This is a genomic window from Pseudofrankia coriaricola (assembly GCF_032027725.1).
Taxonomy (GTDB): Bacteria; Actinomycetota; Actinomycetes; order Frankiales; family Frankiaceae; genus Pseudofrankia.
In genome coordinates this window covers 122,030-147,291 of sequence record NZ_JASNFO010000041.1, presented here as the reverse complement: position 1 = coordinate 147,291, position 25,262 = coordinate 122,030, and the positions used below count along the sequence as shown (strand labels likewise).

19 protein-coding genes are annotated in these 25,262 nt (G+C 73.2%); 11 read left to right on the top strand and 8 right to left on the bottom strand.

Annotated features, from left to right (window positions below):
- Nucleotides 1-85 precede the first annotated feature (85 nt).
- Nucleotides 86-2,629 carry an endopeptidase La gene (gene lon, locus QOZ89_RS22860; protein WP_312625101.1) on the bottom strand — a complete coding sequence of 848 codons (2,544 nt, stop codon included), beginning with the start codon at nt 2,627-2,629 and terminating at the stop codon, nt 86-88.
- Nucleotides 2,630-2,893: 264 nt separating this feature from the next.
- Here lon and QOZ89_RS22855 point away from each other — a divergent pair, with 264 nt between their 5' ends.
- Nucleotides 2,894-3,940, top strand: a complete 1,047-nt coding sequence (locus QOZ89_RS22855) for an alpha/beta hydrolase (RefSeq protein ID WP_071051647.1) — start codon at nt 2,894-2,896, stop codon at nt 3,938-3,940.
- 398 nt (nt 3,941-4,338) lie between these two features.
- Here QOZ89_RS22855 and QOZ89_RS22850 read toward each other — a convergent pair whose 3' ends face one another.
- The 3 genes from QOZ89_RS22850 to QOZ89_RS22840 all read right to left on the bottom strand — a co-directional run bounded on the left by QOZ89_RS22850 (nt 4,339) and on the right by QOZ89_RS22840 (nt 8,076).
- Nucleotides 4,339-5,382: an NAD(P)-dependent alcohol dehydrogenase gene (locus QOZ89_RS22850; RefSeq protein WP_071051627.1), complete on the bottom strand. Its 1,044-nt coding sequence runs from the start codon at nt 5,380-5,382 to the stop codon at nt 4,339-4,341.
- Between the two features lie 133 nt (nt 5,383-5,515).
- Entirely contained in the window at nt 5,516-6,517 is a 1,002-nt protein-coding gene (locus QOZ89_RS22845) for a DUF459 domain-containing protein (protein WP_312625098.1), read from the bottom strand.
- 230 nt (nt 6,518-6,747) lie between these two features.
- Entirely contained in the window at nt 6,748-8,076 is a 1,329-nt protein-coding gene (locus QOZ89_RS22840) for a M20/M25/M40 family metallo-hydrolase (RefSeq protein WP_312625096.1), read from the bottom strand.
- Between the two features lie 1,042 nt (nt 8,077-9,118).
- Between QOZ89_RS22840 and QOZ89_RS22835 the strand changes: the two genes are divergently transcribed.
- Entirely contained in the window at nt 9,119-9,451 is a 333-nt protein-coding gene (locus QOZ89_RS22835) for an ArsR/SmtB family transcription factor (protein WP_071051624.1), read from the top strand.
- Between the two features lie 167 nt (nt 9,452-9,618).
- Here the strand turns inward: QOZ89_RS22835 and QOZ89_RS22830 are convergent, their stop codons facing one another.
- On the bottom strand, nt 9,619-9,834 hold the full coding sequence (locus QOZ89_RS22830) for a DUF3073 domain-containing protein (RefSeq protein WP_071051623.1): 216 nt from the start codon (nt 9,832-9,834) through the stop codon (nt 9,619-9,621).
- 314 nt (nt 9,835-10,148) lie between these two features.
- Here QOZ89_RS22830 and QOZ89_RS22825 point away from each other — a divergent pair, with 314 nt between their 5' ends.
- Nucleotides 10,149-10,688: a DUF2237 family protein gene (locus QOZ89_RS22825; RefSeq protein WP_312625092.1), complete on the top strand. Its 540-nt coding sequence runs from the start codon at nt 10,149-10,151 to the stop codon at nt 10,686-10,688.
- A gap of 67 nt (nt 10,689-10,755) precedes the next feature.
- Here QOZ89_RS22825 and QOZ89_RS22820 read toward each other — a convergent pair whose 3' ends face one another.
- Both QOZ89_RS22820 and QOZ89_RS22815 read right to left on the bottom strand, forming a co-directional pair.
- Entirely contained in the window at nt 10,756-11,190 is a 435-nt protein-coding gene (locus tag QOZ89_RS22820; RefSeq protein ID WP_071051622.1) for a cold-shock protein, read from the bottom strand.
- A 396-nt stretch (nt 11,191-11,586) separates the two neighbouring features.
- The gene (locus QOZ89_RS22815; protein WP_083419379.1) at nt 11,587-13,179 is read right to left on the bottom strand and encodes a carboxylesterase/lipase family protein; all 1,593 of its coding nucleotides are present in this window, start codon (nt 13,177-13,179) and stop codon (nt 11,587-11,589) included.
- Nucleotides 13,180-13,514: 335 nt separating this feature from the next.
- Between QOZ89_RS22815 and QOZ89_RS22810 the strand changes: the two genes are divergently transcribed.
- The 8 genes from QOZ89_RS22810 (at nt 13,515) to QOZ89_RS22775 (ending at nt 24,432) form a co-directional block, all read left to right on the top strand.
- A complete protein-coding gene (locus QOZ89_RS22810; protein ID WP_071051621.1) occupies nt 13,515-14,501 on the top strand; it encodes a malate dehydrogenase in 987 nt (328 codons plus the stop codon).
- A gap of 778 nt (nt 14,502-15,279) precedes the next feature.
- The gene (gene pruA / locus QOZ89_RS22805) at nt 15,280-16,905 is read left to right on the top strand and encodes an L-glutamate gamma-semialdehyde dehydrogenase (RefSeq protein ID WP_312625087.1); all 1,626 of its coding nucleotides are present in this window, start codon (nt 15,280-15,282) and stop codon (nt 16,903-16,905) included.
- A gap of 95 nt (nt 16,906-17,000) precedes the next feature.
- Nucleotides 17,001-18,290 carry a methylenetetrahydrofolate reductase C-terminal domain-containing protein gene (locus QOZ89_RS22800; protein WP_312625085.1) on the top strand — a complete coding sequence of 430 codons (1,290 nt, stop codon included), beginning with the start codon at nt 17,001-17,003 and terminating at the stop codon, nt 18,288-18,290.
- Nucleotides 18,291-18,441: 151 nt separating this feature from the next.
- Nucleotides 18,442-19,767 (top strand): amidohydrolase family protein, encoded by a 1,326-nt coding sequence (locus tag QOZ89_RS22795; protein ID WP_312625083.1) that lies wholly within the window; start codon nt 18,442-18,444, stop codon nt 19,765-19,767.
- A gap of 3 nt (nt 19,768-19,770) precedes the next feature.
- Complete coding sequence (locus QOZ89_RS22790) at nt 19,771-20,529, top strand: ABC transporter ATP-binding protein (protein WP_071051619.1); 759 nt, start codon at nt 19,771-19,773, stop codon at nt 20,527-20,529.
- A 5-nt stretch (nt 20,530-20,534) separates the two neighbouring features.
- Nucleotides 20,535-21,434 (top strand): ABC transporter permease, encoded by a 900-nt coding sequence (locus QOZ89_RS22785; protein ID WP_071051642.1) that lies wholly within the window; start codon nt 20,535-20,537, stop codon nt 21,432-21,434.
- A gap of 290 nt (nt 21,435-21,724) precedes the next feature.
- A complete protein-coding gene (locus QOZ89_RS22780; protein ID WP_071051618.1) occupies nt 21,725-22,915 on the top strand; it encodes a nitrate ABC transporter substrate-binding protein in 1,191 nt (396 codons plus the stop codon).
- Nucleotides 22,916-23,067: 152 nt separating this feature from the next.
- On the top strand, nt 23,068-24,432 hold the full coding sequence (locus QOZ89_RS22775; RefSeq protein ID WP_312625078.1) for an FAD-binding oxidoreductase: 1,365 nt from the start codon (nt 23,068-23,070) through the stop codon (nt 24,430-24,432).
- Nucleotides 24,433-24,504: 72 nt separating this feature from the next.
- Here QOZ89_RS22775 and QOZ89_RS22770 read toward each other — a convergent pair whose 3' ends face one another.
- On the bottom strand, nt 24,505-25,227 hold the full coding sequence (locus tag QOZ89_RS22770) for a GAF and ANTAR domain-containing protein (RefSeq protein WP_071051617.1): 723 nt from the start codon (nt 25,225-25,227) through the stop codon (nt 24,505-24,507).
- Nucleotides 25,228-25,262: the final 35 nt, after the last annotated feature.

The window sequence follows — 25,262 nt, the reverse complement described above, 5'->3', positions numbered from 1 at the left end:
GCCACGCCACACGCCCCCCGCCGCCGCGGGCGGGCGGGGGGACCGTGCGCCCCCCGCCCGGCCGTGGGTCACCGGGTGCCGCTGCCTAGGCGGCGATCATGGCGCCCCGCGCCGGGTCGAACGCGGCAGGCTCGAGGGCCAGGTCGAGGACCTCGCGCACGTCGGAGACCAGGTGGACGGTGAGCGCGTCGCGCACCGCCGCCGGCACGTCGTCCAGGTCCGGGCCGTTGCGGCTCGGCAGCAGGACGGTCGTGAGGCCGGCCCGATGGGCCGCCAGCAGCTTCTGCTTGACGCCGCCGATCGGCAGCACCCGGCCGGTCAGCGACACCTCGCCGGTCATCGCCACCTCGGCCCGCACCGGGCGGCCCGACAGCAGCGACGCCAGCGCCGTGGTCATCGTGACGCCCGCGCTCGGCCCGTCCTTGGGCACCGCGCCCGCCGGGACGTGGACATGCACGCCCCGCTCGGCCAGGTCCCCGACCGGCAGCTCCAGCTCGGCGCCGCGCGAGCGCAGGTAGGACAGCGCGATCTGCGCCGACTCCTTCATCACGTCACCCAGCTGGCCCGTCAGCGTCAGCCCGCCGGTCGCTCCGCTTTCCCTGTCGGCCAGCGACGCCTCGATGAACAGCACGTCGCCGCCGACGCCGGTGACCGCGAGCCCGGTCGCCACGCCTGGCAGGGCGGTGCGCTCGGCCGACTCGGGCGTGTGCCGCGGCCTGCCGAGGTAGCCGACCAGGTCGCCCGCGCCGACCGTCACCGGCAGCGTCACGGCGCCCTCCGGCGCCGCCTCCCTCGCCGCGGGCACGCCGCCACCAGCCGCATCCGAACCGGTCGCGCCGGCACCGGAGGCGTCGGAGCTGAGTGTGCCCATCGCGGCCTTCGCGGCGATCTTGCGCAGCACCCGGGCAATGGAGCGCTCCAGGTCACGCACGCCCGCCTCGCGGGTGTACTCCCCAGCGAGCAGCCGCAGCGCCCCGTCGTCGATCGTCACGTCCGCCGCGGCGAAGCCGGCCCGCTCGAGCTGGCGCGGCAGCAGATGGTCGCGGGCGATGACGACCTTCTCGTCCTCGGTGTACCCGTCAAGCCGGACGAGCTCCATCCGGTCCAGCAGCGGCCCGGGAATCGCCTCGGCGACGTTGGCCGTCGCGAGGAACAGCACGTCGGACAGGTCCAGCTCGACCTCGAGGTAGTGGTCGCGGAACGTGTGGTTCTGCGCCGGGTCGAGCACCTCCAGCAGGGCGGCCGTCGGGTCGCCTCGGTAGTCGGCGCCCAGCTTGTCGACCTCATCGAGCAGCACGACCGGGTTCATCGTGCCGGCCTCGCGGATGGCCCGGACGATCCGGCCGGGCAGCGCGCCCACGTAGGTGCGCCGGTGGCCACGGATCTCGGCCTCGTCGCGCACGCCGCCGAGCGCGACCCGGACGAACTTCCGCCCCATCGCGCGGGCGACCGACTCGCCGAGCGAGGTCTTGCCGACTCCGGGCGGGCCGGCCAGGGCCAGCACCGCGCCGCTGCGCCGCCCGCCGACGACGCCGAGGCCGGCGTCCGAGCGCCGGCGGCGCACGGCGAGGTACTCGACGATCCGCTCCTTGACGTCGTCGAGGCCGGCGTGGTCGGCGTCCAGCACGGCGCGGGCGCCCGCGAGGTCGTAGGACTCCTCCGTGCGCTCGTTCCACGGGATGTCGAGCACGGTGTCCAGCCAGGTCCGGATCCAGCCGCCCTCGGGTGACTGGTCGGAGGTCCGCTCGAGTTTGTCGACCTCCTTCAGGGCCGCCTCGCGGACCTTCTCCGGCAGGTCGGCCGCCTCGACACGGGCCCGGTAGTCGTCCTGCTCGTCGCCGGCGCCGTCGCCGCCTTCGCCGCCCTTGCCGGACAGCTCGCGCAGCTCCTTGCGGACGGCCTCCAGCTGGCGGCGCAGCAGGAACTCGCGCTGCTGGCGGTCCATGCCCTCCTGGACGTCCTTGCGGATCGTCTCGGCGACGTCGAGCTCGGCCAGGTGCTCCCTGGTCCAGCCGAGGACCTTCTCCAGCCGGGCCGCGACGTCAGCGGTCTCCAGCAGCGCCAGCTTCTGCGCGGCGGTGAGGTACGGGGCGTAGCCGGCGGTGTCGGCGAGCGCCGACGGGTCCTCGATCGCGGTCACCGAGTCGACGACCTGCCACGCGCCGCGCTGCTGCAGCAGGGTGGTCACGAGCGCCTTGTACTCACGGGCGAGGTCGGCGACCTTGCCCGACGAGGTCGCGACGCCCGCGGCGTCGTCGAGAACGGTCGCCTCGACCCACAGCGCGGCGCCGGGGCCGGTGCTGCCGGTGCCGATGCGGGCGCGGGCCACCGCGCGGACGACCGCCGCGGGCTCACCACCCGGCAGCCGGCCGACCTGCTCGATGACGCCGAGCGCGGCCACCGGCGCGTACTTGCCGTCCAGTCGAGGTGTCAGCAGGACCTGCGCCTTGCGGCCGTCAGCCGGGCCTACCGAGCCGGCGTTGTCGGGCGACCGCGACTGGGCGGACGCCCTGGCCGCGTCCACCGCGGCGCGTGTCTCGACGTCGGAGAGCGGGAGCGGCACGACCATGCCGGGCAGCACGACCACGTCGTCGAGCGGCAGAACAGGCAGCACACGAGTCTGGGGCACGAAGCACATCCCTCACGGTCAACAGAGCGGTCATCGCCAAGCCCAGAGAACTTGACACTGATCGACTCAAGTCATCGGAGCCAGTCATTGTTCCCCGCCGGCCGCCGTGCCTGTTCGCCGAGACCGAACAGACAGCCGCGGGTGGCCGGGCCTGCCCAGCTGGGAGCGCTCGCCCCGTTTTGTCGCGCCCCGGCGCCAGTGGATGGATGCTGCTGACCAGCCGCGACGCTCGCCGCCGGGCAGCAGAGGAGCCGAGGAGCAGCCATGACGATCGCAACGCCACCTGTCCCCGCGCCGAGCGCGGAACCCGCGTCAGTCGGGCCGCCGCCGCCGTTCGACGCGGAGATGGCCGCCATCGTGGAGTCGATCGCCGAGTTCCTGCCTTCGGCGATCACCCCGGACATGATCCCCCGGTTACGTGGCGACGGCGGTGTCGCGACCGGACTGACGAACGACGACCTGGCCAGGGGCGGGGCGTTCGAGATCAGCGAGGTGTCCGTACCCGGCCCGGCCGGGGCGCCCGACGTGGCGCTGCTCGTCTGCCGCCCGACGGCGGCGACGATCGAGGCGGCCGGCGCCGACCCGCGCACCGCCCAGCCCATGATCTACCACTCCCACGGCGGAGGAATGATCATCGGAGACTTCCGGACGGGGCTGCCGGGCGTCCTGGACTGGGCCCAGCAGCTGGGCCTGGTGGCCGTCTCGGTCGACTACCGGCTCGCGCCCGAGCACCCGCACCCGGCGCCGGTCGAGGACTGCTACGCCGGCCTGCGCTGGACCGCCGACCACGCCGCCGAGCTCGGCGGCGACCCCGACCGCCTCATCCTCGCGGGCCTGTCGGCCGGCGGCGGGCTGTCCGCCGCGCTGGCGCTGCTCGCCCGCGACCGGGGCGGCCCGGCGCTCGCCGGCCAGGTGCTCACGTCCCCGATGCTCGACGACCGCAACGACACCCCGTCCGCCGTCCAGATGGCCGGCCGCGGCGTCTGGGACCGCTCCGCCAACGAGACCGGCTGGGGCGCGCTGCTCGGCCCCGCGCGCGGCGGGCCTGATGTGTCCCCCTACGCCGCGCCGGCGCGGGCGACGGACCTGTCCGGGCTGCCGCCGGCCTACATCGACGTCGGCTCGGCCGAGACCTTCCGCGACGAGGACGTCGCCTACGCGAGCGGCATCTGGCGGGCGGGCGGCCAGGCCGAGCTGCACGTCTGGCCCGGCGGCTTCCACGGCTTCGACATGATCGCCCCCCAGACCGCCCTCGCCCGCCAGGCCAAGGCCGCCCGCCTCCTGTGGCTGCGCCGCCTCCTCGGGAGGTAGCGCGGCCGGTAGCGCGGCGGCCCCGCCGGGTGCCGCCGGGCGTTGCGCGACCGACGGCACCACACCCAGATCCCCCAACACCCCGGCAAGCCACGCCTCTTCCAGGCCGCCAGGCAACCCCCCAGATCAGGCCGCGCCTGACGGACCCCGCCTTGGGGGAGGTAGCGCGGCGGGGTAGCGGGGCGACCCCGCCGGGTGCCGCCCGGCGTTGCTCGACCGACGGCACCACACCCCAGATCCCCCAACACCCCAGCAAGCCACGCCTCTTCCAGGCCGCCAGGCAACCCCCCAGATCAGGCCGCGCCTGACGGACCCCGCCTTATCAGGATGACTGAAACCCAACCAAACAACTCACTAAAAGGCACAGCGGAAGGCAACCATAGGAAGCAGCGCCCGGCTCAGGCGAGCGTCGCGATGTCGATGACGAAGCGGTAGCGGACGTCGCTGGCGAGGACCCGCTCGTAGGCGGTGTTGACGTCGCCGGCGCCGATCAGCTCGATCTCGGCGGCGATGCCGTGCTCCGCGCAGAAGTCGAGCATCTCCTGGGTCTCGCGAATGCCGCCGACGTTCGAGCCGGCGAGGTTGCGCCGCGTCTGGATCAGCGAGTACGCGAGGTGGTTCTGCGGGTCGCCCGGGCCGCCGACGTTGCACATCGTCCCGTCCAGGCGCAGCAGCGACAGGTACGCGTCCAGGTCGAGACTGGCCGACACCGTGTTCAGGATGAAGTCGAGACTCCCCCGCAGCTCGTCGAACGTCACCGGGTCGCTGGTCGCCCGGTAGCGGTCGGCGCCCAGGCGCAGGCCGTCCTTCTCCTTGGCCAGCGTCTGGCTCAGCACGGTCACCTCGGCGCCCAGCGCGTGCGCGAGCTGCACGCCCATGTGCCCGAGCCCGCCCAGGCCGACGACCGCCACCCGAGAGCCGGGTCCGACCTTCCAGTGCCGCAGCGGTGAGTAGGTCGTGATCCCGGCGCACAGCAGCGGCGCGGCGGCGTCCAGGGCGAGCGCGTCCGGGATCCGCAGCACGAACGACTCCCGCACGACGATCCGCTCGCTGTACCCGCCGTAGGTGGGCGCGCCGTCGTGGTCCCTGCCGTTGTACGTCGCCACCGGGTGGGCGGCGCAGTACTGCTCCAGGCCCGCCACGCACGCCTCGCAGGTCCCGCAGGAGTTCACGAAGCAGCCGACGCCGACCCGGTCACCGACCGCGAACCTCGTGACCGCCGCGCCGACCGCCGCGACGACGCCGGTGATCTCGTGGCCGGGTACCATCGGGAAGATCACCGGGCCCCAGTCCTCGTTGGCCTGGTGGATGTCGCTGTGGCAGATGCCCGCGTACCTGATGTCGATGACGACGTCGTCCGGGCGCGGGTCGCGCCGCTCGACGGTGGCGGGCTCGACGCTCGCGCCCGCGGCCGGGATGGCAAGTGCGCGTACGGTGGCCATCGTTCTCCTGTTCGATCATGCGGTCGGGTGGCGCGGCCGGGGCTGACGCGCCGCCGGGCGCCGCCGGCCGGCCACACCCGTGGCATGGTCTCGCGACCCGTGGCATGGCCGAGGCGGAACCCGGACGGAACGGTCAGTTCCCGGGCGTTCGACGGGTACGAAGGGCGCGGCGGGCGCACCCGTCGACAAGCCTGCGCGGACGGACCGGCGACGGGATAGTGCTCACGGCACAGCTCTCCGTCGGCGGTGGCCCGCGTCGGCCCGCGCCCGCCCTCTGGGTCTCCGCTCGCCGCCTGTCCGGACGCCGGCGCGTCACCCTCGCCGGTGCCGGCGGCGCGCCCGGCGTGGACCGGTGGGCGGACGGCGGCGGCGTGCCCGACGGCGACGGGGCCGGGCCGAGGGCCGCGACCGCCGCCGCGGCCATCGCCCGGCCGTAGCGGTCCGCGCCGGGCGACGTGACCGGGCAGGGCGTCACCGGTGGCATCTGGCGTGGGCAGAAGTGCACCCCGTCGGGGCTGCGCACGGTCACCGCCCCGTCGGGTTCGCACTGTTCACCCGGGAGGCACGGCAGCGTCCGCGCGAACCGGCCGTCCGGCATGGTCACCGCCCGGCCCGCGGGCACGACGGTCGTGTCCGGCAGGTCGCGGGCGATGTCACGCCAGATCTGGTCGAGCGGGGTGAGCCCGCCGTCGCTCACCGGCTGGTCGAGCCGCGGCGGCGCCTCGACCAGCAGGACGTGGGAGCCAGCCCGGGTGAGCCGCGCGACCGCCTTCGTGACGTCGTCACGGTAGGCGTCGACGAGGTCGCGGCCCTTCATGCAGCGCGACCCGGTGTTGCCGGAGAAGGACAGCACCGCCACGGTCGGGTGCCACCGTCGTGACTGTTTGCGCATGTCGTCGAGCCAGTCGCAGGGCGCCGTGCCGCCGTACGTGTGGATCAGGAGGGACGTGCCGCCGGCGGCCGTCATCGCCGCCTTGAACGGCCCCTGTGCCTCCCAGGCCAGCGAGTCCCCCCACAGCGCGACCTTCCGGTCCCCGCCGCCGCCCTCGTCCGGCCTGCTGATGACCGCGACCAGTCCCAACAACACCGCCCCGATGAACAGCCACCCGATCGGCCCCGGCCGTCGCGCCGCCACCCAGCCTCCGCCCCCCTGCTCCGAGCCACCGCCGGCCGTGCGCGGCCCCGTCACCGTCCCGCGGCCCCGGTGGGACCGCCGCGCCGCCTCGTCCCGGCCCCGTCACCAGAGACGGGTCAGAACACACTGCGACAACGGAAAGATGCCCGGTTCCAGCTCCTCAACGCACCCCAGGTGGACTCTCGCACGCCCCGACCGCTCACACCGCTGGCACAGCCGGCGGCCAGGAATCAGCTGGCGGCCAGGAAGCGGTCCAGGACGCGTACGCCGAAGCGGAGGGCGTCGGTGGGGACGCGCTCGTCGACGCCGTGGAACATGCCGGAGAAGTCCAGGTCAGGTGGCAGGCGCAGCGGGGAGAAGCCGAAGCAGCGGATGCCGAGGCGGGAGAACGACTTGGCGTCGGTGCCGCCGGAGAGCATGTAGGGGACGGCGCGGGCGCCGGGATCCTCGGCGCGCAGCGCGGCGGCCATCGCGTCGACTACAGGCCCCTCGAACGGCGTCTCGACCGCCCGGTCGAGCACCACCCATTCGCGGCGGATGTCCGGGCCGATCAGGTCGTCGATCTGGCTGATGAACTCCTCCTCGTGGCCGGGCAGGAACCGGCCGTCGATGCCGGCCGTCGCCTCGCCTGGGATCACGTTCACCTTGTAGCCGGCATTCAGCTGGGTCGGGTTGGCGGTGTTGCTGATGGTGGCGCCGATCATCCGCGCGAGCGCGCCGAGCTTGGCGACGGTCGTCTCCAGGTCGTCGGTGTCGATCTCGATGCCCAGGGCGTCGCCGACCGCGTCGAGGAACTGGTGCACGGTCGGAGTCAGGATGATGGGGAAGCGGTGCCGGCCGACTCGGGTGACCGCCTCGGCGAGCGCAGTCACCGCGTTGTCCGAGGAGAGCATGGAGCCGTGGCCGGCGCGGCCGCGCGCGGTCAGCTTCATCCAGGCCATGCCCTTCTCGGCGGTCTGGATGAGGTAGAGCCGCAGGTCGTCGTTGATCGTGTAGGAGAAGCCGCCGACCTCGCTGATCGCCTCCGTGCACTCGGCGAACAGGCCGGGGTGGTTGTTCACCAGCCAGCTCGCGCCGAGCGGCCCGCCGGCCTCCTCGTCGGCGACGAACGCGAGGACCAGGTCGCGCGGCGGCTTCCGATCGGTCCTCATCAGGTCACGGACGACGGCGAGCGTCATCGCGTCCATGTCCTTCATGTCGATCGCGCCGCGGCCCCACAGGCAACCGTCCGCCTCCTCGCCGCCGAACGGGTGGTGGGTCCAGTCGGCCGGGTCCGCCGCGACCACGTCGAGATGGCCGTGGATCAGCAGCGGCGGGCGGCTCGGGTCGGCGCCCTCGACCCGAGTGATGACGCTGGTACGGCCCGGCTCGGGCTCCAGCAGCGTCGGCTCGAGGCCGACCTCGGCAAGCTTGGCGGCGACGTACTCGGCGGCCGTGCGCTCGAACCCGTCGCCGTTGCCGCGGTTGGTCGAGTCGATCCGCAACAGGTCCCGGCACAGTTCGACGACCTCGTCCTGAGCACTCGCGCTCGGCAGTTCCGCCGCGGTCACGGTGGTCATGGACCCGGATCCGGTCGGTGTCCCCCGGAAGGTTGTCGAATCGTTCGCCATGCCTGACAGTCTGCCCCTGGCGCCTTGCGTACGCCGGATCGGCTACAGAAACAACCTGATCACGGTAACCTATTGGCAACATTGAGACGGACGTCACTCAGCAGACCGACCGGGTGGCCGAAGGTCGCTCGTCAACGGAGCCTCGGCCGACGGCTGGACCCGGTCCGACCGGGCGGACCAGGTGGGCCGGGCAGCGCCTCCACCGGGGCAGCCAGGCCGGACCTGGGGTGCCGCGGCTTTCGGATGTCCGGCTCTCGGGTAGACGCCTAAGGGCGCGACGGCGGTGAGGCCGGGTGCGCCCTGAGGCCCTTGATGTCACAGGGCCCGCGCTGGCAGCGCACGGGCCGAAGGAGGCGCGATCGGGCGGTAGCCGCTCTTACGGGGCGGCCGCGCGCCCGGTACACGTCACCGGAGGCCTCTCGCCGGTGCGGCCGGAAGGGGTGGCTCATGACGCTGTATCCGTGCCCACGAGCGGATCTGCACTGCAAGGCGTTGTTCGAGTCGTCAGGAGACCTTGACGACCATTACCGGTGGACGCACGGCTATCGGCGTACCTCGCGGTACTTCGCATCGCTTCGGCCGACACGGCTACCAACGACCAGCGAACCCCGTGGCCTTCGGACCGAGCGGCAGGTCCGAGCAGCCGCGGGCACCGCCCCGGCAGCGGGCACTCTGCCGCCCGGCCAACAGCAGGCGGCCGGACGCGAGGCGAGCGGTTTCGGCCCACCCGCGACAACCGGCGCGGTGAGCTCCCGCCGCACCCGTCACAAGCCCGCTGGCGCGAGCGCTCCCTCACGCCGTGGAGAGCGCCGCGGCTAACTACCAGCGCCGATCTGGGAGGTCAGGGCCGGCTACCTGACAATGTCGTAAGATTCGCAGGTGTTGCCTTCCCGTCGACCAACCTTTTTTCGATCGGTCTGGGCCGGGGGGCGCGTCCCCACGGCCGGGCTAGGACTGGCGGGCCGGGTATGCCGGCAGGGTGGCTAGTCCGATGGCCACCCCGCTCTATGAACTCCAAGCCCAGTTCTTTCGTTCCCTGGCCCATCCGGCCCGCATCCGCGTTCTCGAGCTGCTCCGCGACAGCGAGCGCTCGGTCGGCGAGCTCGTGGGCGAGGTCGGCCTCGAAGCCTCCCACCTGTCCCAGCAGCTCGGGGTGCTGCGTCGCGCCGGCCTGGTGACCACCCGTAAGCAGGGCACGACTGTCTACTACGCGCTGGCGACGCCGCTGATCGCCGGGCTGCTGGACCAGGCCCGGCTGATCCTCACCGGCGTTCTCAACGAGCAGGCGGAGATCCTGCGCGATCTCCTCGCCGCCCAGCCCTGACCCGGCGCCGTCACGCCGCGGCAGGACCCGCCCATGGCCAGCCGCCATGACCGGGCGCGGGCGACCGCGGCGGGGGGGCCGTGGGCGCCCGCCGCGGCGGCCCCGGGGCCCCGGGCCCCCGGGGCGGGGCGCGGCGCCCCCCCGCGGCCCCCCCCCCCCCGCCGCGTTCAGTAGGAGGAGGCGCGCGCCTCGTCGTCCTCCTCTTCCTGCTCGTACACCTCGGTCCAGCCGGAGCTCACCGTCGCATCGACCTCGCCGTCCAGGTCGTCGTCCGCCGCGCCACCGAGGTCGGCCCGCAGCCGGTCGAGATCGATGGACGGCGAGTGGTATTTGAGCTCCCGAGCGACCCTCGTCTGCTTCGCCTTGGCCCGACCCCGCCCCATGGCCCGACTCCCTTCCGCGACGCCGCGGCACCCGCCGCCGCGCACCGCGCTCGTCGCCCGTACCTGTCGCCTACGACGAAACGTCCACGACACCGATGGCCGCCCGCCCACGCCGCCGCCCGGCGCGCCGGGACCCACCCGGGCGTCAGGCTCCCGCCGCCCGTACGGCCATCGGTGCCAGCGCTCCGCGTCAACCGCTCGACACCGGCCGGCTATGCCGGCCTTCTCGAGGGCCTACGCTGTCGCCCCACGCCCGTCGGGCAGCGGTCGTCGTCGGTAGTCGACCGCTGAATACCTTACAACCTCGTCAGATTGTGAGCGTTGCGGTCGCCGTCGTTGCGGCCACCGCCACCTTCGTTCCCGATCCGCCGTGGATCCTCACTCCCGCGGGCTCGGGGTCACACCGCCAGCGTTCGGGGACCATGCTGCGCTCCTCGACAGGGAACCTGCACACTGGGGGCGTGACGGACGAGCGCAACGTTCTCGGTGACCCTCTGGAGCCGTGCGGCACCGACCCGATGACCGGTTTCTTCCGGGACGGCTGCTGCAGCACCGGACCGGAGGATCTCGGCAGTCACACCGTCTGCACCGTGGTCACGAAGGAGTTCCTCGATCACCAGCGCGCCGTGGGCAACGACCTGTCCACCCCTCGCTCCGAGTGGGCCTTCCCCGGCCTGCGCCCCGGCGACCGGTGGTGCGTCCTCGCGACCCGCTGGCTGCAGGCATACCGGGCGGGCGCCGCGGCGCCCGTGGTGCTCGCCTCGACGAATGCCCGCGCGCTGGAGATCATCCCGCTCGAGGCCCTGCGGGAGCACGCCGTCGACGTGCCCGCGGACCCGCGCTCGCTGACTTAGGCTGGCGCTTCGCGCCAGCCCGGGGTCCCTGCCCGTTGGTACGGCACCGTCCCGACATGAGGACCGGTTAGCCGTCGATCCAGCCGTTCTTCTCGGCGAGCCTCGTCAGGCCACGGCGGACGGCCAGGATCTGCGCGCCGGTCAGCGTCGGCTCGGTCTGCAGCAGGAGCTCGGTGATCTCCCGGGTGAACTCCTTCGCCGACGGGACGTAGAAGAAGTCCTCGGTGTCGTCCCCCGCCTCGCGCACCGGGCCCTCGGCGGCGGCCGTCCCGGCGGCCGGCGACGAGCCGGCCTGGGCCGCGCGCGCCAGCCGCGCGCCGGTCGCCTTCGGCCCGCGGTCACCCTGCTCGACCTCGAACTCCATGGTCACGCCAGCGGTTACCAGATGCTTGTCGACCAGCAGGTCGTTGGCATGGAGGAAGATGTCCTCCCCGCCCCCTGCCGGGGCGATGAACCCGTAGCCTCGAACCTGATCGAACCTCAAGACCTTGCCTGTGCGCACACATCACCCCGAAAAACACCAGTAAGCCGGAACCACGACCGCATCACGGTGCATGAGAGGCGTCGCACGGTCAACGGCCAGCAGGATGGCCAGGCCGACGGTCTGCGGGGAGAGCCGAGCCCTGTTCCCCCTCGGGAACCGGCGGGCCGAAGACGTCATCTCCCCGAACAGACAGCGCGGGCCGTGGAAAGCCAGCCACAACTCACTGACCGGCGAACACCTCGGCTCGCCTCGGGCGCGTTCTCAGGCACGTTGGTACGGCCTGCGGCTGAGTGTAGCCGAGCCTGGACATCCCGTTCGCCACTCTTCGCACGGCTCCCGCCGTGGCCGCCCGAGAGGACGTGGTCTCGGCCAGCTGGGCCTGGTTGACGGGCCTGTGGGCGGGCGGCTCTCTCGTCAAAGGAACAACGACGACGGGGCGAACTCGGCGCGGATCTCGGGTTCGGGGTCGCGCACCACCCGGGTGGGGCGGTCGAAGACCATCGTGGCCCGGTCGCGAGTGCCGTACGCCGGCCAGGGAGGCAGCCCGGGATGGCTCGGGTCGCCGTGCCGGGCGAAGGCGATCCAGGCATCGGCCACCTCGCCGACGAGAACGCCCAGGTCGGGGGCCTCCCCGCCGATCGGGGCGCGGTCGGGGTTGTCGAAGACGAGCGGCAGGTCCAGGCAGTGCGGGGCGCCGAGGATCCCGCCCAGCGCCGAGGTGCGCCAGGCGAGCAGGTACGCGAACACGGGCGCGCCCCCCGCCGCCGCCTTGCGCTCGGCGAGCAGCGACGTGGCGACCTGGAAGCCGATACCCCGGCTCCAGGCCCGCAGGAACGACGGCGTCCAGTAGGGACGCAGCTCCCGCAGCAGCTCGACGCGCAGGTCGGCCCGCTCGCCCCAGGCCTCGGCGAGGCCCGGGCCGACGTCCGCCATCGTCAGCGTGCCGAACCGGGGGTTGAACGCGGACATGAACGTCACCTCGTCGGCGGTGGCGCCGACCAGCAGCGGTACATCCCGCTGGGTCGCCGCCGGGACCGGGTCGAACGGGTGGGCCGGGAGCGCGGCGCCGTCGAGCACGGGCGCGAACCCGAGCGGGCCGGGGCTCTCACCCGCCCTGGCCGCGGCGGCGGCCGCCGTCAGGAGCGCGCTGACGGGAAGCTCCTGGATCCGGTCCAGGCGCGCGGCGTCGAGGTCGAGGCCGCGCACCAGCGCGCGCGCCGCGCGGTCGGCGTGCTCGGCGGTGACGGCCCGCAGGCTGGGCCCGCTCTGGATCGCCGCCCGGTGCACCAGCCCCGCGGCCGCCGGCATGGCGAGCAGCGCGGAGACCTTCGCGCCGCCGCCGGACTGGCCGAACACCATCACCCGGCCCGGGTCGCCGCCGAAGCCCGCGGCGTTGTCGCGGACCCACTCCAGCGCCAGGGCGATGTCGAGCATCCCCGCGTTGCCCGACCCGGCCCACCGCTGCCCGCCCAGCCCGTCAAGGTGCAGGTGGCCGAGCACGCCGAGACGGTGGTTGACGGTGACGACGACGACATCGCCGCGGCGGGCGAGCCGGTCGCCGAAGTAGGCCGCGTTGTTCGCGCTGCCGCTGGAGAAGCCGCCGCCGTGCAGCCACACCATGACCGGCCGCCGGCCGTCGTCGCTGGCGGGCGTCCAAAGGTTGAGATTGAGGCAGTCCTCGCTGACCCGTCCCCGGTCGCCGCCGCCGGACAGGGTGACCAGCGCGATGCTGCGCGCGATCGCGGCGGCCCGGTCGACACCGGGCTCGTCCGCGCCGTAGCGGGCACCCAGCCGCAGCATCGACTGCTTGCACCGCGGCCCCCAGGCGACGCAGTCGCGCACGCCCGCCCACGGCTCGGCCGGTGACGGGGGGAGGAACCGCCCGGCTCCGGACGTCGGCCCGCCATAGGGAATCCCGAGGAACGCGAGCGTCCCGTTCTGCTCGACGAGCCCGCGTACCTTCCCGGACGTGGTGTCGACGACGCTGCCCTCAGCGACGCTGGTCACGCGACCTCCAGGCGGTTTCAGGGCCTGAGCCGGCGCTGGCCGGCCGCGGGGGCCCGGCACGGCCGCATCCGGATGCTACGGCGACTGGCCCCCTCACCGCCCGTATTCGCCAGAGTCCGCACGGGCGATCTAGCGGTGCCCCAGCCAACCGGCGTCGTCGGTCGGCCGGCGCCGGGACGGCGGCGTACGTACATACGGAAGGACGCGCGCCCGCGGTCCTGGACCAGCGCGCGCCGCGCGGGCGGGCGGGCTGTGTCAGGCGCCACGCTGGCATACGGGGCGTGGACAGGCTCCGGGAGGGGCGAGGACGGGCCAGGAAGGATAGCATCCGGGCCATGGCACGTACACCTGTTAATGTGACGGTAACCGGCGCCGCCGGGCAGATCGGGTATGCGCTTCTTTTTCGGATCGCATCCGGGCAGCTCCTCGGCGCGGACACCCCGGTCAAGCTGCGCCTGCTGGAAATCCCGCAGGCGGTCAAGGCTGCCGAAGGAACGGCGATGGAACTCGCCGACGCCGCTTTCCCGCTGCTTTCCGGCGTCGACATCTTCGACGACCCGGTAAAGGCGTTCGAGGGCGCGAACGTGGCCCTGCTGGTGGGTGCCCGGCCGCGCACCGCCGGCATGGAGCGCGGTGACCTGCTGGAGGCCAACGGCGGCATCTTCAAGCCGCAGGGCGCCGCCATCAACGCGGGTGCGGCGAGCGACATCAGGGTCCTGGTCGTCGGCAACCCGGCGAACACCAACGCCCTCATCGCCCAGACGCACGCCCCGGACGTCCCGGCCGGCCGCTTCACCGCGATGACCCGCCTGGACCACAACCGGGCCATCTCGCAGCTGTCCGCGAAGCTCGGCGTCGGGGTCGCGGACATCAAGAAGATCACGATCTGGGGCAACCACTCGGCCACCCAGTACCCGGACGTCTTCCACGCCGAGGTCGCGGGCAAGCCCGTCGCCGACCAGGTCGACGAGGCCTGGCTGGCCGACGAGTTCATCCCGACCGTCGCCAAGCGGGGCGCCGCGATCATCGCCGCCCGGGGCGCGTCGTCGGCCGCCTCCGCCGCCTCCGCCGCGATCGACCATGTCCACACCTGGGTGAACGGCACCGCCGACGGTGACTGGGCCTCGATGGCCATCCCCTCGGACGGCTCCTACGGCGTGCCCGCCGGCCTGATCTCGTCGTTCCCGGTGACCTGCAAGGACGGCGAGTACACGATCGTCCAGGGCCTGGACCTGAACGAGTTCTCACGCACCCGCATCGACGCCTCGGTCGCCGAGCTCGTCGAGGAGCGCGACGCGATCCGCTCCCTCGGCCTGATCTGAATCTCTGGTTCGCTCCGTGCGGGCACGGCGCTCCGGCCCCTTACTCGCTTCGCTCCCAAGGGACCTCCGCGCCGTGTCCTCCTCCGCTCACATGCGCTCCGGCGACCTCCGCTGCGGCCCGCCTACGTCGCTTCGCTCGTAGGCGGGCCTCCGCGGAGGCGCGCCTCCGCGCCAGCACGGTCGCCTCTCGCTTGAACGGCACCAATCCAGGACCGGCCCGATCCGGGGCCAGCTTCTACCGGAACCACATCGCTTTGCCCGTGGAGTCCGGACTGGGTACTGGTCGCGTCCCATACCGATCAGGCGTGAAGACCGCCCCACGAGCGAAGCAACGTGCTAGTCATCCGAGCGCTGCGCCGTCGGTTTGGTGACGTACAGCGGAACGCAACCGTGCTGGGCGCGGAGGCGCGCCTCGCGGAGGCCCGCCTACGAGCGCAGCGACGTAGGCGGGCCGCAGCGAGGTCGCCGCAGCGCCCGTGAGCGCAGGAGGACGGCGCGCGGAGGTCCCGTGGGAGCGAAGCGAGTACGGGGCCGGAGCGCGCCGCCCGCACGGAGCGAACCAGCAACAACCTTCCAGCCCAACCCCGGGCCGACCCCAACCCCGGCCCCCGACCGGACCGGGCCACGATCCGGCCGGGCCACGACGCTTGCTCGTGGTCGGCCAAGGTCTGCCGGCGCGGGTGGCGATCGGCGACGGCGCGGAGTAGACCGGGGGTACGGAGCCAGGGCCACCGCCGGGCCGGACCGACAGCCGCGAGGCTCCCGAGGGAGGCGCGCGATGGACGCGGTGACCCAGGTGCCCAGGCCGGTCAACGAGCCGGTCCGGACGTATCCGGCGGGCTCCGAGGCACGCGCGCGGCTCGCCGCGCGGTGCGACGAGCTGGCCGCGGCGCCCGTGGAGCTGACGGCCGCGATCGGCGGGGAGCGACGGCTCGGGGGTGGGGCGGCGGTCGACGTCGTCATGCCGCACGACCACAAGCACGTGCTCGGGACGTTCCGCGCCGCGACCCAGGACGACACCCGCGGGGCGCTGGCGGCTGCGCGCCAGGCGGCGCCCGGGTGGCGGGCGCTCGGGTTCGACGACCGGGCCGCGGTGTTCCTGCGGGCGGCGGAGCTGCTGGCCGGGCGGTGGCGGGACACGCTGAACGCGGCGACGATGCTCGGGCAGAGCAAGGTCGCGCACGAGGCCGAGATCGACGCCGTCTGCGAGCTGGTCGACTTCTGGCGGTTCAACGTCGCGTTCGCCCGGGAGATTCTCGCCGACCAGCCGGCGTCGGGCGCCGGGGTGTGGAACCGGGCGGACCACCGCCCCCTGGAGGGATTCGTCTACGCGATCACACCGTTCAACTTCACCTCGATCGCCGGCAACCTGCCGACCGCGCCCGCCCTGATGGGCAATGTCGTCCTGTGGAAGCCCTCCCCCACCCAGCAGCTCGCCGCGCACTTCCTGATGGGGCTGCTGGCGGAGGCGGGCCTGCCACCCGGGGTGATCTCGATGCTGCCCGGCGACGGTGCCGACGTCTCCGCCGTGGCGCTCACCGACCCGGACCTCGCCGGCATCCACTTCACCGGCTCGACGCGAACCTTCCAGCACCTGTGGCGCCAGGTCGGCGAGAACATCGCCCGCTACCGCGGCTACCCGCGCCTGGTCGGCGAGACCGGCGGGAAGGACTTCGTCCTCGCCCACCCGTCGGCCGACCCGGACGTGCTGCGCGCGGCGCTGCTGCGCGGCGCGTTCGAGTACCAGGGCCAGAAGTGCAGCGCCGCGTCCAGGGCGTACGTCCCCGAGTCGGTGTGGCGGCGGATGCGCGACGGCCTCGTCGGCGAGACCGAGACGCTCATGACCGGGGATGTCACCGACCCCGCGGTGTTCTGCGGCGCGCTCATCGACGCCCGCGCCTACGCCCGGGTGACGGCGGCGATCAACCGGGCCCGGCGGGTCGACTCGCTGACGATCGTCGCCGGCGGGCTGGCGGACGACAGCCGCGGCTGGTTCGTCCGCCCGACGATCGTCCTCGGCACCGACCCCGCGGACGAGGCGTTCGCCACCGAGTACTTCGGCCCGCTGCTCGCCGTCCACGTCTTCGCCGACGCCGACTACGACCGGGTACTCGTCGGGATCGCCGACCCCGACGCGTCGCGCTACGCGCTGACCGGCGCGGTCATCGCCCAGGACCGGGCCGCGGCGGCGGCGGCCCTCGACGCGCTGCGGTTCGCGGCGGGCAACTTCTACGTCAACGACAAGCCAACCGGCGCGGTCGTCGGCCAGCAGCCCTTCGGGGGCGCCCGCGCCTCCGGCACCGACGACAAGGCCGGCTCGGCGCTGAACCTCCTGCGCTGGACCAGTCCGCGCGCCATCAAGGAGAATCTCCGCCCACCGACCAACCACCACTACCCCTCCTGAAGCGGCCGGGTTGGCGATGGTCGGCGGGGTGAGATAGGTCAATTTGGAAGCTTGAAACTTAGAATTGATCGTCTCGCAACCGAACGCGGCCAGCGGTGCTGGACAGTGTTGGCGTGGTCGACATCGGGGACTTCACCGGCGGTCGCTGGCGCGCCGCCACTGCCCGGTGTCCGAAGACGATGACGCACGGCCCCTGCGCCGGGGTCGACACGGACGGGTCCTGCGAGGTTCCCGGGTTCGGGACCTGCGCCTTCCTCGAGGTCGACCCCGCCGGCTGGCCCTACGCCGCCGCGCCCGCCGCGCCCGCCGGGCCCGCCGGGCAGGTCCCGGCCGCCAGCCGCCGGGACTCGCCGGGCTCTCCCGCCGGCCGACCTCCGCGGGTCGCCGAGTTCCTGGCCGCGGCCGCCACCCGGCCGGTGATCGTCGCCGACCTGCCCGCCGCGCCGCTGTCCGCCGCCAGCCTGCGCGCGAGCGCGGCGGCGCTCGCCGGCACGGCCGACGCCTGCCTGCTCGGCGACCACGGCGGCGCGCGGGTCCAGTTCCCGCCCTCCTACCGGGCCCGGTTGCTCGCCGAGGAAGGCGTCCCCGCCTGGGCCGGGATCAACTGCCGGGACCGCAACCAGGTCGCGATCGAGGGCGAGATCGCGGCCTGCGCCGACGCGGGCGCTGTCGCGCTGCACTGCGTCACCGGCGACCACACCGCGCTCGGCCACCGGGCGGACGCCGCGGGGGTCTTCGACCTGGACTCCGTCGGCGTCGTGGAGCTTGCCGCCGCCGCGGCGGCGCGCTCCGGCGGGCCGCTGTGCTCGGTCGCGCACGCCCCCGCCGCGCCCCCGGCGGAGCGGCGGCTCCCCCGGCTGCTCGCCAAGATCGACGCGGGCGCGGACGCGGTGTTCGTCGACCACTGCGGCGGGCCGGGGCCGGTCGCGGACGCGGTCGGTGAGCTGCGCGCGGCCGGCTTCACGGGGCTGGTGCTCATCTGTGTCCCGGTCGTCACGAGCGCGGCGTCGGCGGCGGTGATCGCCTCGTTCGCGGGCGCCCGGCTGCCGCCCGGCTACCTGGAGCGGATCACTGGCGACGCGTGGGCGCCACCGGCCAACGGCGCCGCGGGTGCCGCGGGCGCGGGAATCGCGGCCGTCACGGCGGTGGAGGCGGCCGAGATCGAGGCTGCCGGGATCGCGGAGTGCACCGAGCTCGCCGAGCGGATGCTGGAGATCCCCGGCGTCGACGGAGTGAACCTCTCCGGCGGCGCCCCACCCGGCCAGGAGGCGGCGCTCGCCACGGCGATGGCCGAGATCGCCAGGCGGGTGCTCGGCGTCGCCGCGCCGCCCGGCCGCCGGGGGCGACGCCGGGCAGCCGCTGGCACGGGAGCCGGGCCGTCATGAGACGGTTCACCATGGGACACGGGGCGCGAACCGCCCGCAGCGGACGAGTCACGCGCAAGGGGCAGACCGTGTACAGAGGGCGGGCGGCGCGGACGGGGCCGGTCAGGCGGGCGGTCGCCTGCGCCGGCGAGCTGGGAGGCGTTGTGGGCGGATGGCGGTGGGCATGAGCTGGCTGCGCTCGGCGATGACGGCGACGGGTGACATCGTCGACGTCGAGATCGCGGACGGGGTGATCGGGCAGGTGCTGCCCGCCGGGACGGCCGGCGCCGGCACGACCGGCACCTCGGCGGACGCTGCCGCGACGGCCGGCGGGCTCGGCCCGGACGACGTCGACCTGTCGGGCCAGGTGCTGCTCCCGTCGTTCGTCGAGCCGCACGCGCACCTGGACAAGGCGCTCACCGCCTCGCTCGGGCCCAACCTCACCGGCGACCTCGCCGGCGCCATCGCCGCGATGGAACTGCTGCGCGAGCTGACCACGCCCGCGGACATCATCACCCGGGCCGAGGCGGCGCTGCGCATCCACCTCGCCTACGGCACCACCCACATCCGCTCGCACGTCAACGTGCTCTCCGACGTGGGCCTGTCGGGCCTGGAGGCGATGATCGAGGTCCGGGAGCGCTGGCGCGGTGTCATCGACCTGCAGCTGGTGGCGCTGGTCAACGACGCCGCCGGCCCGTTGCTGCGCGAGGCCCTCAAGATCGGCGCGGACGTCGCCGGCGGCTGCCCGCACATGGAGGACGACCCGGACCGGGCCGTCGCCGCCTGCCTGGACGCCGCCGGCGAGGCGGGCAAGCCGATGGACCTGCACACCGACGAGACGCTCAACCCGGCCGCGCTGAGCCTGCGGACCATGGCCGACCTGGTCCTGCGCACCGGATTCCCGCACGGCGTGACGGCGAGCCACTGCGTCAGCCTGTCGATGCAGCCGATCGAGACCCAGCGGGAGATCTCGGAGCGGGTCGCCGAGGCCGGCATCGCCGTCGTCGCGCTGCCGCAGACGAACCTGTTCCTGCAGGGCCGCGACCACCCGGTCGCGACCCCGAGGGGGCTGACCGCCGTCGGGCCGCTGCTGCGCGCCGGGGCGACGGTCGCCGCCGGCGGCGACAACCTGCGCGACCCGTTCCACCCCGTCGGCCGCGGCGACGCGCTGGAGGTCGCGGCACTCATGATCACCTGTGGCCATCTCGACCCGATCGAGGCGCTGGACACGGTGACCGCGGCGCCGCGGGCGGCGATGGGCCTGCCGGCGGTGACGCTGACGCCCGGCGCGCCCGCCGACCTGGTCGCGATGCCCGCGACCGACGTGCTCGACGCCCTCGGCATCGCCGGCGCCGAGCGGACCGTGTGGCGCGACGGCCGGGTCGTCGCCCGCACCGTGGTGCGTTCCGAGCTCGCCGCCCCGCCGGGGGCGTCGCCCGTCTCCGCCGCGTCCGCATGGTCGACGGCTTCGTCCACCCCCTTCCAACCGAAGGCCTAGCCGATGACGATGACAACCGAACCCCCGCCCGCGACGACCGCGGCGCTGCGCTTCTCCGGCGTCAGCAAGAAGTTCAAGGACGGCACGGTCGCGCTCACCGGCGCCGACCTGGCGGTCGCGCCCGGCGAGTTCGTCACGGTCGTCGGCCCGTCGGGCTGCGGGAAGAGCACGTTGCTGCGGATCGCCAGCGGCCTGGACAAGGCGAGCGACGGCGAGGTCGACGTCCATTCAAAGTCCGTCGGCTACGTCTTCCAGGACGCCACCCTGCTGCCCTGGCGCACTGTCTGGGACAACGTCCGGCTGCTCGCCGAGCTCGAGCGCATGGACAAGAAGGAGCGCGACCGGCGGGTCCGCGACGCGATCGACCTGGTCGGCCTCACCGGTTTCGAGAAGCACCTGCCGCAGGAGCTGTCTGGCGGCATGCGAATGCGCGTGTCGCTGGCCCGGTCGATGGTGCTGGCCCCGGACGTGTTCCTGTTCGACGAGCCGTTCGGGGCGCTCGACGAGATCACCCGGGAGCGGCTCAACGACGAGCTGCTGCGCATGTTCATCCAGAGCCGGTTCGCGGCGCTGTTCATCACCCACTCGGTGCAGGAAGCCGTTTTCCTGTCCGGGCGGGTGCTGGTGATGAGTGGCCGGCCGGGCCGGGTGAAGGCCGAGGTGGCCGTCCCGTTCGACTACCCGCGCGCACCGGAGATCCGCTACAGCGCCGAGTTCGCCGCGCTGTGCGGCGAGGTCTCCCAATACCTCAGGGACGTGTGACGATCATGACGGTTGACGTTGACTCCACGGCGGCGACCCCCGCCGTCGGGCCGGCGCCGGGCGAGGTGGTCGCGCCGCCGGTGGCCCCCCGCGCTCCCGGTGGTTGGTGGGCGCGGTCGCGCGGGACGCTCTTCAACAAGTTCCTGCTGCCGTTCTGCGTGTTCGCCCTGTTCGTCGGCGGCTGGTACCTGGTCTCGGGGCTCACGCTGACCAAGCAGCAGCGGTTCATGCTTCCGCTGCCGCACGACGTGATCCGGGTCGGCTTCCTCGACTGGTCGAACTTCAAGGTCATTCTTGAGGCGCTGCGTTACACCGTCATCGTCACCTTCATCGGACTGGCGATCTCGATGGTCCTCGGGGTGCTCGCCGCGGTGCTCATGAGCCAGGCGCAGTGGATCGAGAGCTCGCTCTACCCGTGGGCGGTCGTCCTGCAGACCGTGCCGATCCTCGCGCTCACCCCGGTGCTGAGCTTCTTCTTCGGGTTCGCGCTCACCAGCCGGACGATCGTCTGCGTCATCATCGCGTTCTTCCCGATCGTCTCGAACACGCTGTTCGGCCTGCAGTCGGTCGACAGGGGCATGCACGAGCTGTTCACCCTGCACCACACCGGCCGGCTCACCAGGCTGTGGAAGCTGCAGCTGCCGGCCGCACTGCCGGCGATGTTCTCCGGTTTCCGGGTCGCCGCGGGGCTGTCGGTCATCGGCGCGATCGTCGGGGAGTTCTTCTTCAAGCAGGGCAACGCCGGGCTCGGCACCAACCTGTCCGTCTACAGCTCGCGGCTCGAGGGCGAGCGGCTGTGGGCGACGACGCTGGTGGCGAGCCTGCTCGGCATCGCCGTCTTCGTCTTCTTCGGCTGGCTGTCGCGCCGCGTCGTCGGCCGCTGGTACCAGGCGAAGCGAGGCTGATCCTTCCGTCACGCCTCCGTCACGCCCGAGGCGGCGGCCCCAAGGCACAAGGTCGGCAGCGGCGCCGTGAACGCTCCCTCCCGAGTTTGTGCGCCGCGGCGCCGCTTTCGCACTCGCCTCCCGCTGTCCGTCCCGCCGTAGTCCGCACCACCGCTCCGCCCACTGCCGTTCCACCCGCTCCGCCGCACCACCCGCGTCACCGCGTCACGCCAGCCGCGCCACCGCGGCACGGTTCATATCCATCGATGCCGTCGGGTGCACGCCACCCGAGAAACCAGGGGGAGACTCCGTTGACCAGACCACGCCCGACCAGGCTCGTCGCGGCTACCGCCGCGGCGGTCGCGCTCGCCCTGGTCGCCGCCGCCTGTGGCGGCGACGACACGACGAGCCCCGCGCCGTCTGCGTCCGCGGGCGGCGCGGTGCCGGCCCAGTACGACCTGAAGGCGGCCGGCTGCCCGAGCACCATCGTCCTGCAGTCTGACTGGAACCCCGAGTCGGAGCACGGCGGGCAGTACCAGCTGCTCGGCCCTAACCCGTCGTTCAACACCGGCAAGAAGTCGGTCACCAGTGAGCTCGTCGCGCACGGCGGCGTGGACACCGGCGTCAAGCTGGAGATCCGTGCCGGCGGCCCGGCGATCGGTTTCCAGACGGTCACGTCGCAGCTGTACGCCGACCCCAACATCACGATCGGCTACATCAGCACCGACGAGCAGATCCAGACCTCGAAGGACCACCCGACCGTCGCGCTGCTCGCCGGCCTCGAGAAGAGCCCGCAGGAGATCGGCTGGTCGCCGGAGAAGCACCCGGACTTCAAGACGATCGCCGACATCGGCAAGACCGACACCAAGGTGCTCTACTTCGAGGGCGCCGCGTACATGGACTACTTCACCGGCCAGGGCATCCTGAAGAAGAGCCAGATCGACGGCAGCTACGACGGCACCCCGACGAACTTCGTCGCCTCCGGTGGCGAGTACGCCGTCCAGGGCTTCGCGACCTCCGAGCCCTACACCTGGGAGAACGAGGTCCGTTCCTGGGGCAAGCCGCTGAAGTACCAGCTGGTCGCCGACGCGGGCTTCGACTTCTACCAGCAGGAGATCGGCGTGCGGGCGGACAAGCTCGACGCCCTCAAGCCCTGCCTCACCAAGCTGATCCCGATCATGCAGCAGGCGATCGTCGACTTCATCGCCGACCCGGCCACGGCCAACAAGGTCATCCTGGACGCGGTCACGAAGTACAACAACGGCTGGGTCTACACCCAGGGCGTCGCGGACTACGCGGTCAAGACCATGGCCGAGCTCGGCATCATCGGCAACGGCAAGACCCCGACCCTCGGCGACTTCGACGACGCCCGCACCCAGACCCTGATCGGCATCCTCTCCCCGATCTACGCCCAGCAGAACAAGCCGATCAAGGACGGGCTCAAGCCGTCGGACCTCTACACCGACGAGTTCCTCGACACCAAGATCAGCCTGACCTCCTGACCTCCTGACGCCCGCCGGCCTCGTGGGCGTCCACGAGGCCGGGGGCGCGCGGATACAGGCGCGCTAGGTACAGCTGACGAACGCGGGTCCCGGTGGCCTCCGCCCGGCGGGCGGCCACCGGGATCCGTCGTTCCCGATGACGGAGGATGTTCATGGCGGAACCTGTCGCCATGCCGGTGTTCAAACGGGCCACGCTGCCCGAGGTGACCCCGGTCGACCCAGAAGCGCTGAACAACCTGACCTTCGAGCTGAGCCAGCTGCTCGGCGAGGACGCGGTGTCCCGCGACGAGGCGGCCCGGCTGACCGCGTCGACGGACTGGGCGCACATGAGCCCCGTCCTGCGCCCGATGCTGCCCGGCGGCGTCGCCGACGTCGTGGTCCGCCCGCCCGACGCCGAGGGCATCGCCGTGGCCGTCGGCGCCGCGCACCGCCACCGGGTGCCGGTCACCGTGCGCGGGCAGGGCACGGGCAACTACGGCCAGGGCATCCCGCTGTTCGGCGGGCTGGTCCTCGACACGTCCCGGGCGACGAAGGTGCTCGCCGTCGAGGACGGCTGGATCACCGCCGAGGCGGGCGCGTCCTTCGTCCTCATGGAGAAGGCGGCGCTGGCGACCGGCCAGGAGCTGGCCATCATGCCGTCGACCGTGGGCTCCACGATCGGCGGGTTCATCGCCGGCGGCGCCGGCGGTACCGGTTCGATCGCGAACGGCGCCGTCTGGGACGGCTACATCCGCTCGCTGCGGGTCGTGCCGTGTACCGACGACGCCACCCCGGTGGACGTGCCCTACCCGGACAACATGGCCCAGTCGCACGCCTTCGGCGTCAGCGGCGTCATCGCGACGGCGACGGTGGCGCTGCGCCCGGCGCGGCGCTGGACCGCGCTGTTCGCCTCGTTCCCCGAGCTCGACGGCGCCGTCGCCGCCGGCGAGGAGCTGTTCGGCCTGGAGCCGACGCCCAGGCTGCTCTCCCTCGACGAGGCGGGCGTCGTCGCCACCTACCGCCCGGCCGACCCTGCGATGCCGGCCGACCGGCTGTCGGTGCGCGGCATCGTCACCGAGGAGAGCGTCCCGGCCGCGACCGCGATCGTCGGACGCCACGGCGGCCGGGTCGACGCGGTCCGGCCGAAGGGCCCGGCCCTGGTCACATCGCTGTCGTACAACCACACCACCTACCGGGTCCGCAAGCTGCGCCCCGAGCTCACCCACCTGCAGTGCGGCGGCCCAGGGCTCACCCGGCGCCGCGCCGAGGTGGCAGCCATCGCGCCGGACACCCTCATCCACCTGGAGGGCTTCGCCGACCTGGAGGGCGGCGGCCGGTTCTGGGCCGGCATGCTGTTCCTGCGCTTCGACGACGCCGACACCCTCTACGACCGGATGGCCCGCCTCGCCGAGGTCGAGGTCTTCGTCAACGACCCGCACACCTGGGTGCTGAAGAACCGCGTCGACATGATCCGCGAGGCCGCCGCCCGCTTCGACCCCGACGGCCTGCTCAACCCCGGGAAGCTCCCCGCTCCGTAGCCTCCTGAGGCTCCCCACGGCCGGCCGCCGGGGCCGCCGCCCGCGTGCTCAGGGCGGCGGCTGCCGGGCCGGCTAGGCACCGAGCACCCGGCTGCTGTCGAGCGTTCCCTCGACGATGCCGCGGGCCAGGTCGGTGAGGCGGGTGTTGGTGTCGCGGGCGTACCGGCGCAGCCGGGCGAACGCCTGGTCCATGTCGAGGCCGCCGCGTTCGGCGAGGACTCCCTTGGCCTGCTCGATCATGATCCTGCTGGTCAGGGCGTGCTGCAGCTGCTCGGCCAGCAGCTCGTGGTGACGGATCGCGCGCTCCTGCAGGATGGCGATCGTGGCCACGTCGGCGAGCGCCTGGGCGACACGGGCCTCGGTGTCCTCGAGCGGGCCGGGCCGGGCCCCGAAGAGGCTGAGCGTCCCGACCACGTCGTCGCGCAGCCGCATCGGCAGCACGTGCACGCCGCGGTAGCCGGCGGAGCGGGTCTCGGCCGCGAAGACCGGCCACCGCAGGGCCGCCAGGTCGATGTCGGGGACCGTGACCGTCATGCCGGTCCGATAGCAGTCCAGGCCAGGCCCTTCGTCGTGCTCAAGCTGCAAGAGCCCCAGCAGGCGGCTCGCCTCCGACGACGCGGCCACCACCTGCAGCCTCCCGCGCTGGTCGGACAGCAGCAGGCCGGCCGCGGCCACGCCGAGGAGCGCTACGCAGTGGTCAGCCAACCGGTGTAGCAGGTCCGCCGCGTCATAGTCGGCGACCAAGCTGTCGGCGAGGCCCACGAACGCCTCGCTCAGCTCCCGTTCCCGGCACACCGCTGCCTCCGCACGCCTCACCAACGGGGGGACCG

Excerpts from the sequence above, each read along its gene's own strand:
- pruA (WP_312625087.1), top strand. The coding sequence starts at position 15,280 with ATGGACGCGGTGACCCAGGTGCCCAGGCCGGTCAACGAGCCGGTCCGG.
- QOZ89_RS22850 (WP_071051627.1), bottom strand. The coding sequence starts at position 5,382 with ATGGCCACCGTACGCGCACTTGCCATCCCGGCCGCGGGCGCGAGCGTC.
- QOZ89_RS22775 (WP_312625078.1), top strand. The coding sequence starts at position 23,068 with ATGGCGGAACCTGTCGCCATGCCGGTGTTCAAACGGGCCACGCTGCCC.
- QOZ89_RS22795 (WP_312625083.1), top strand. The coding sequence starts at position 18,442 with ATGGCGGTGGGCATGAGCTGGCTGCGCTCGGCGATGACGGCGACGGGT.
- QOZ89_RS22855 (WP_071051647.1), top strand. The coding sequence starts at position 2,894 with ATGACGATCGCAACGCCACCTGTCCCCGCGCCGAGCGCGGAACCCGCG.
- QOZ89_RS22790 (WP_071051619.1), top strand. The coding sequence starts at position 19,771 with ATGACGATGACAACCGAACCCCCGCCCGCGACGACCGCGGCGCTGCGC.
- QOZ89_RS22835 (WP_071051624.1), top strand. The coding sequence starts at position 9,119 with ATGGCCACCCCGCTCTATGAACTCCAAGCCCAGTTCTTTCGTTCCCTG.
- QOZ89_RS22830 (WP_071051623.1), bottom strand. The coding sequence starts at position 9,834 with ATGGGGCGGGGTCGGGCCAAGGCGAAGCAGACGAGGGTCGCTCGGGAG.
- QOZ89_RS22840 (WP_312625096.1), bottom strand. The coding sequence starts at position 8,076 with ATGACCACCGTGACCGCGGCGGAACTGCCGAGCGCGAGTGCTCAGGAC.
- QOZ89_RS22785 (WP_071051642.1), top strand. The coding sequence starts at position 20,535 with ATGACGGTTGACGTTGACTCCACGGCGGCGACCCCCGCCGTCGGGCCG.
- QOZ89_RS22810 (WP_071051621.1), top strand. The coding sequence starts at position 13,515 with ATGGCACGTACACCTGTTAATGTGACGGTAACCGGCGCCGCCGGGCAG.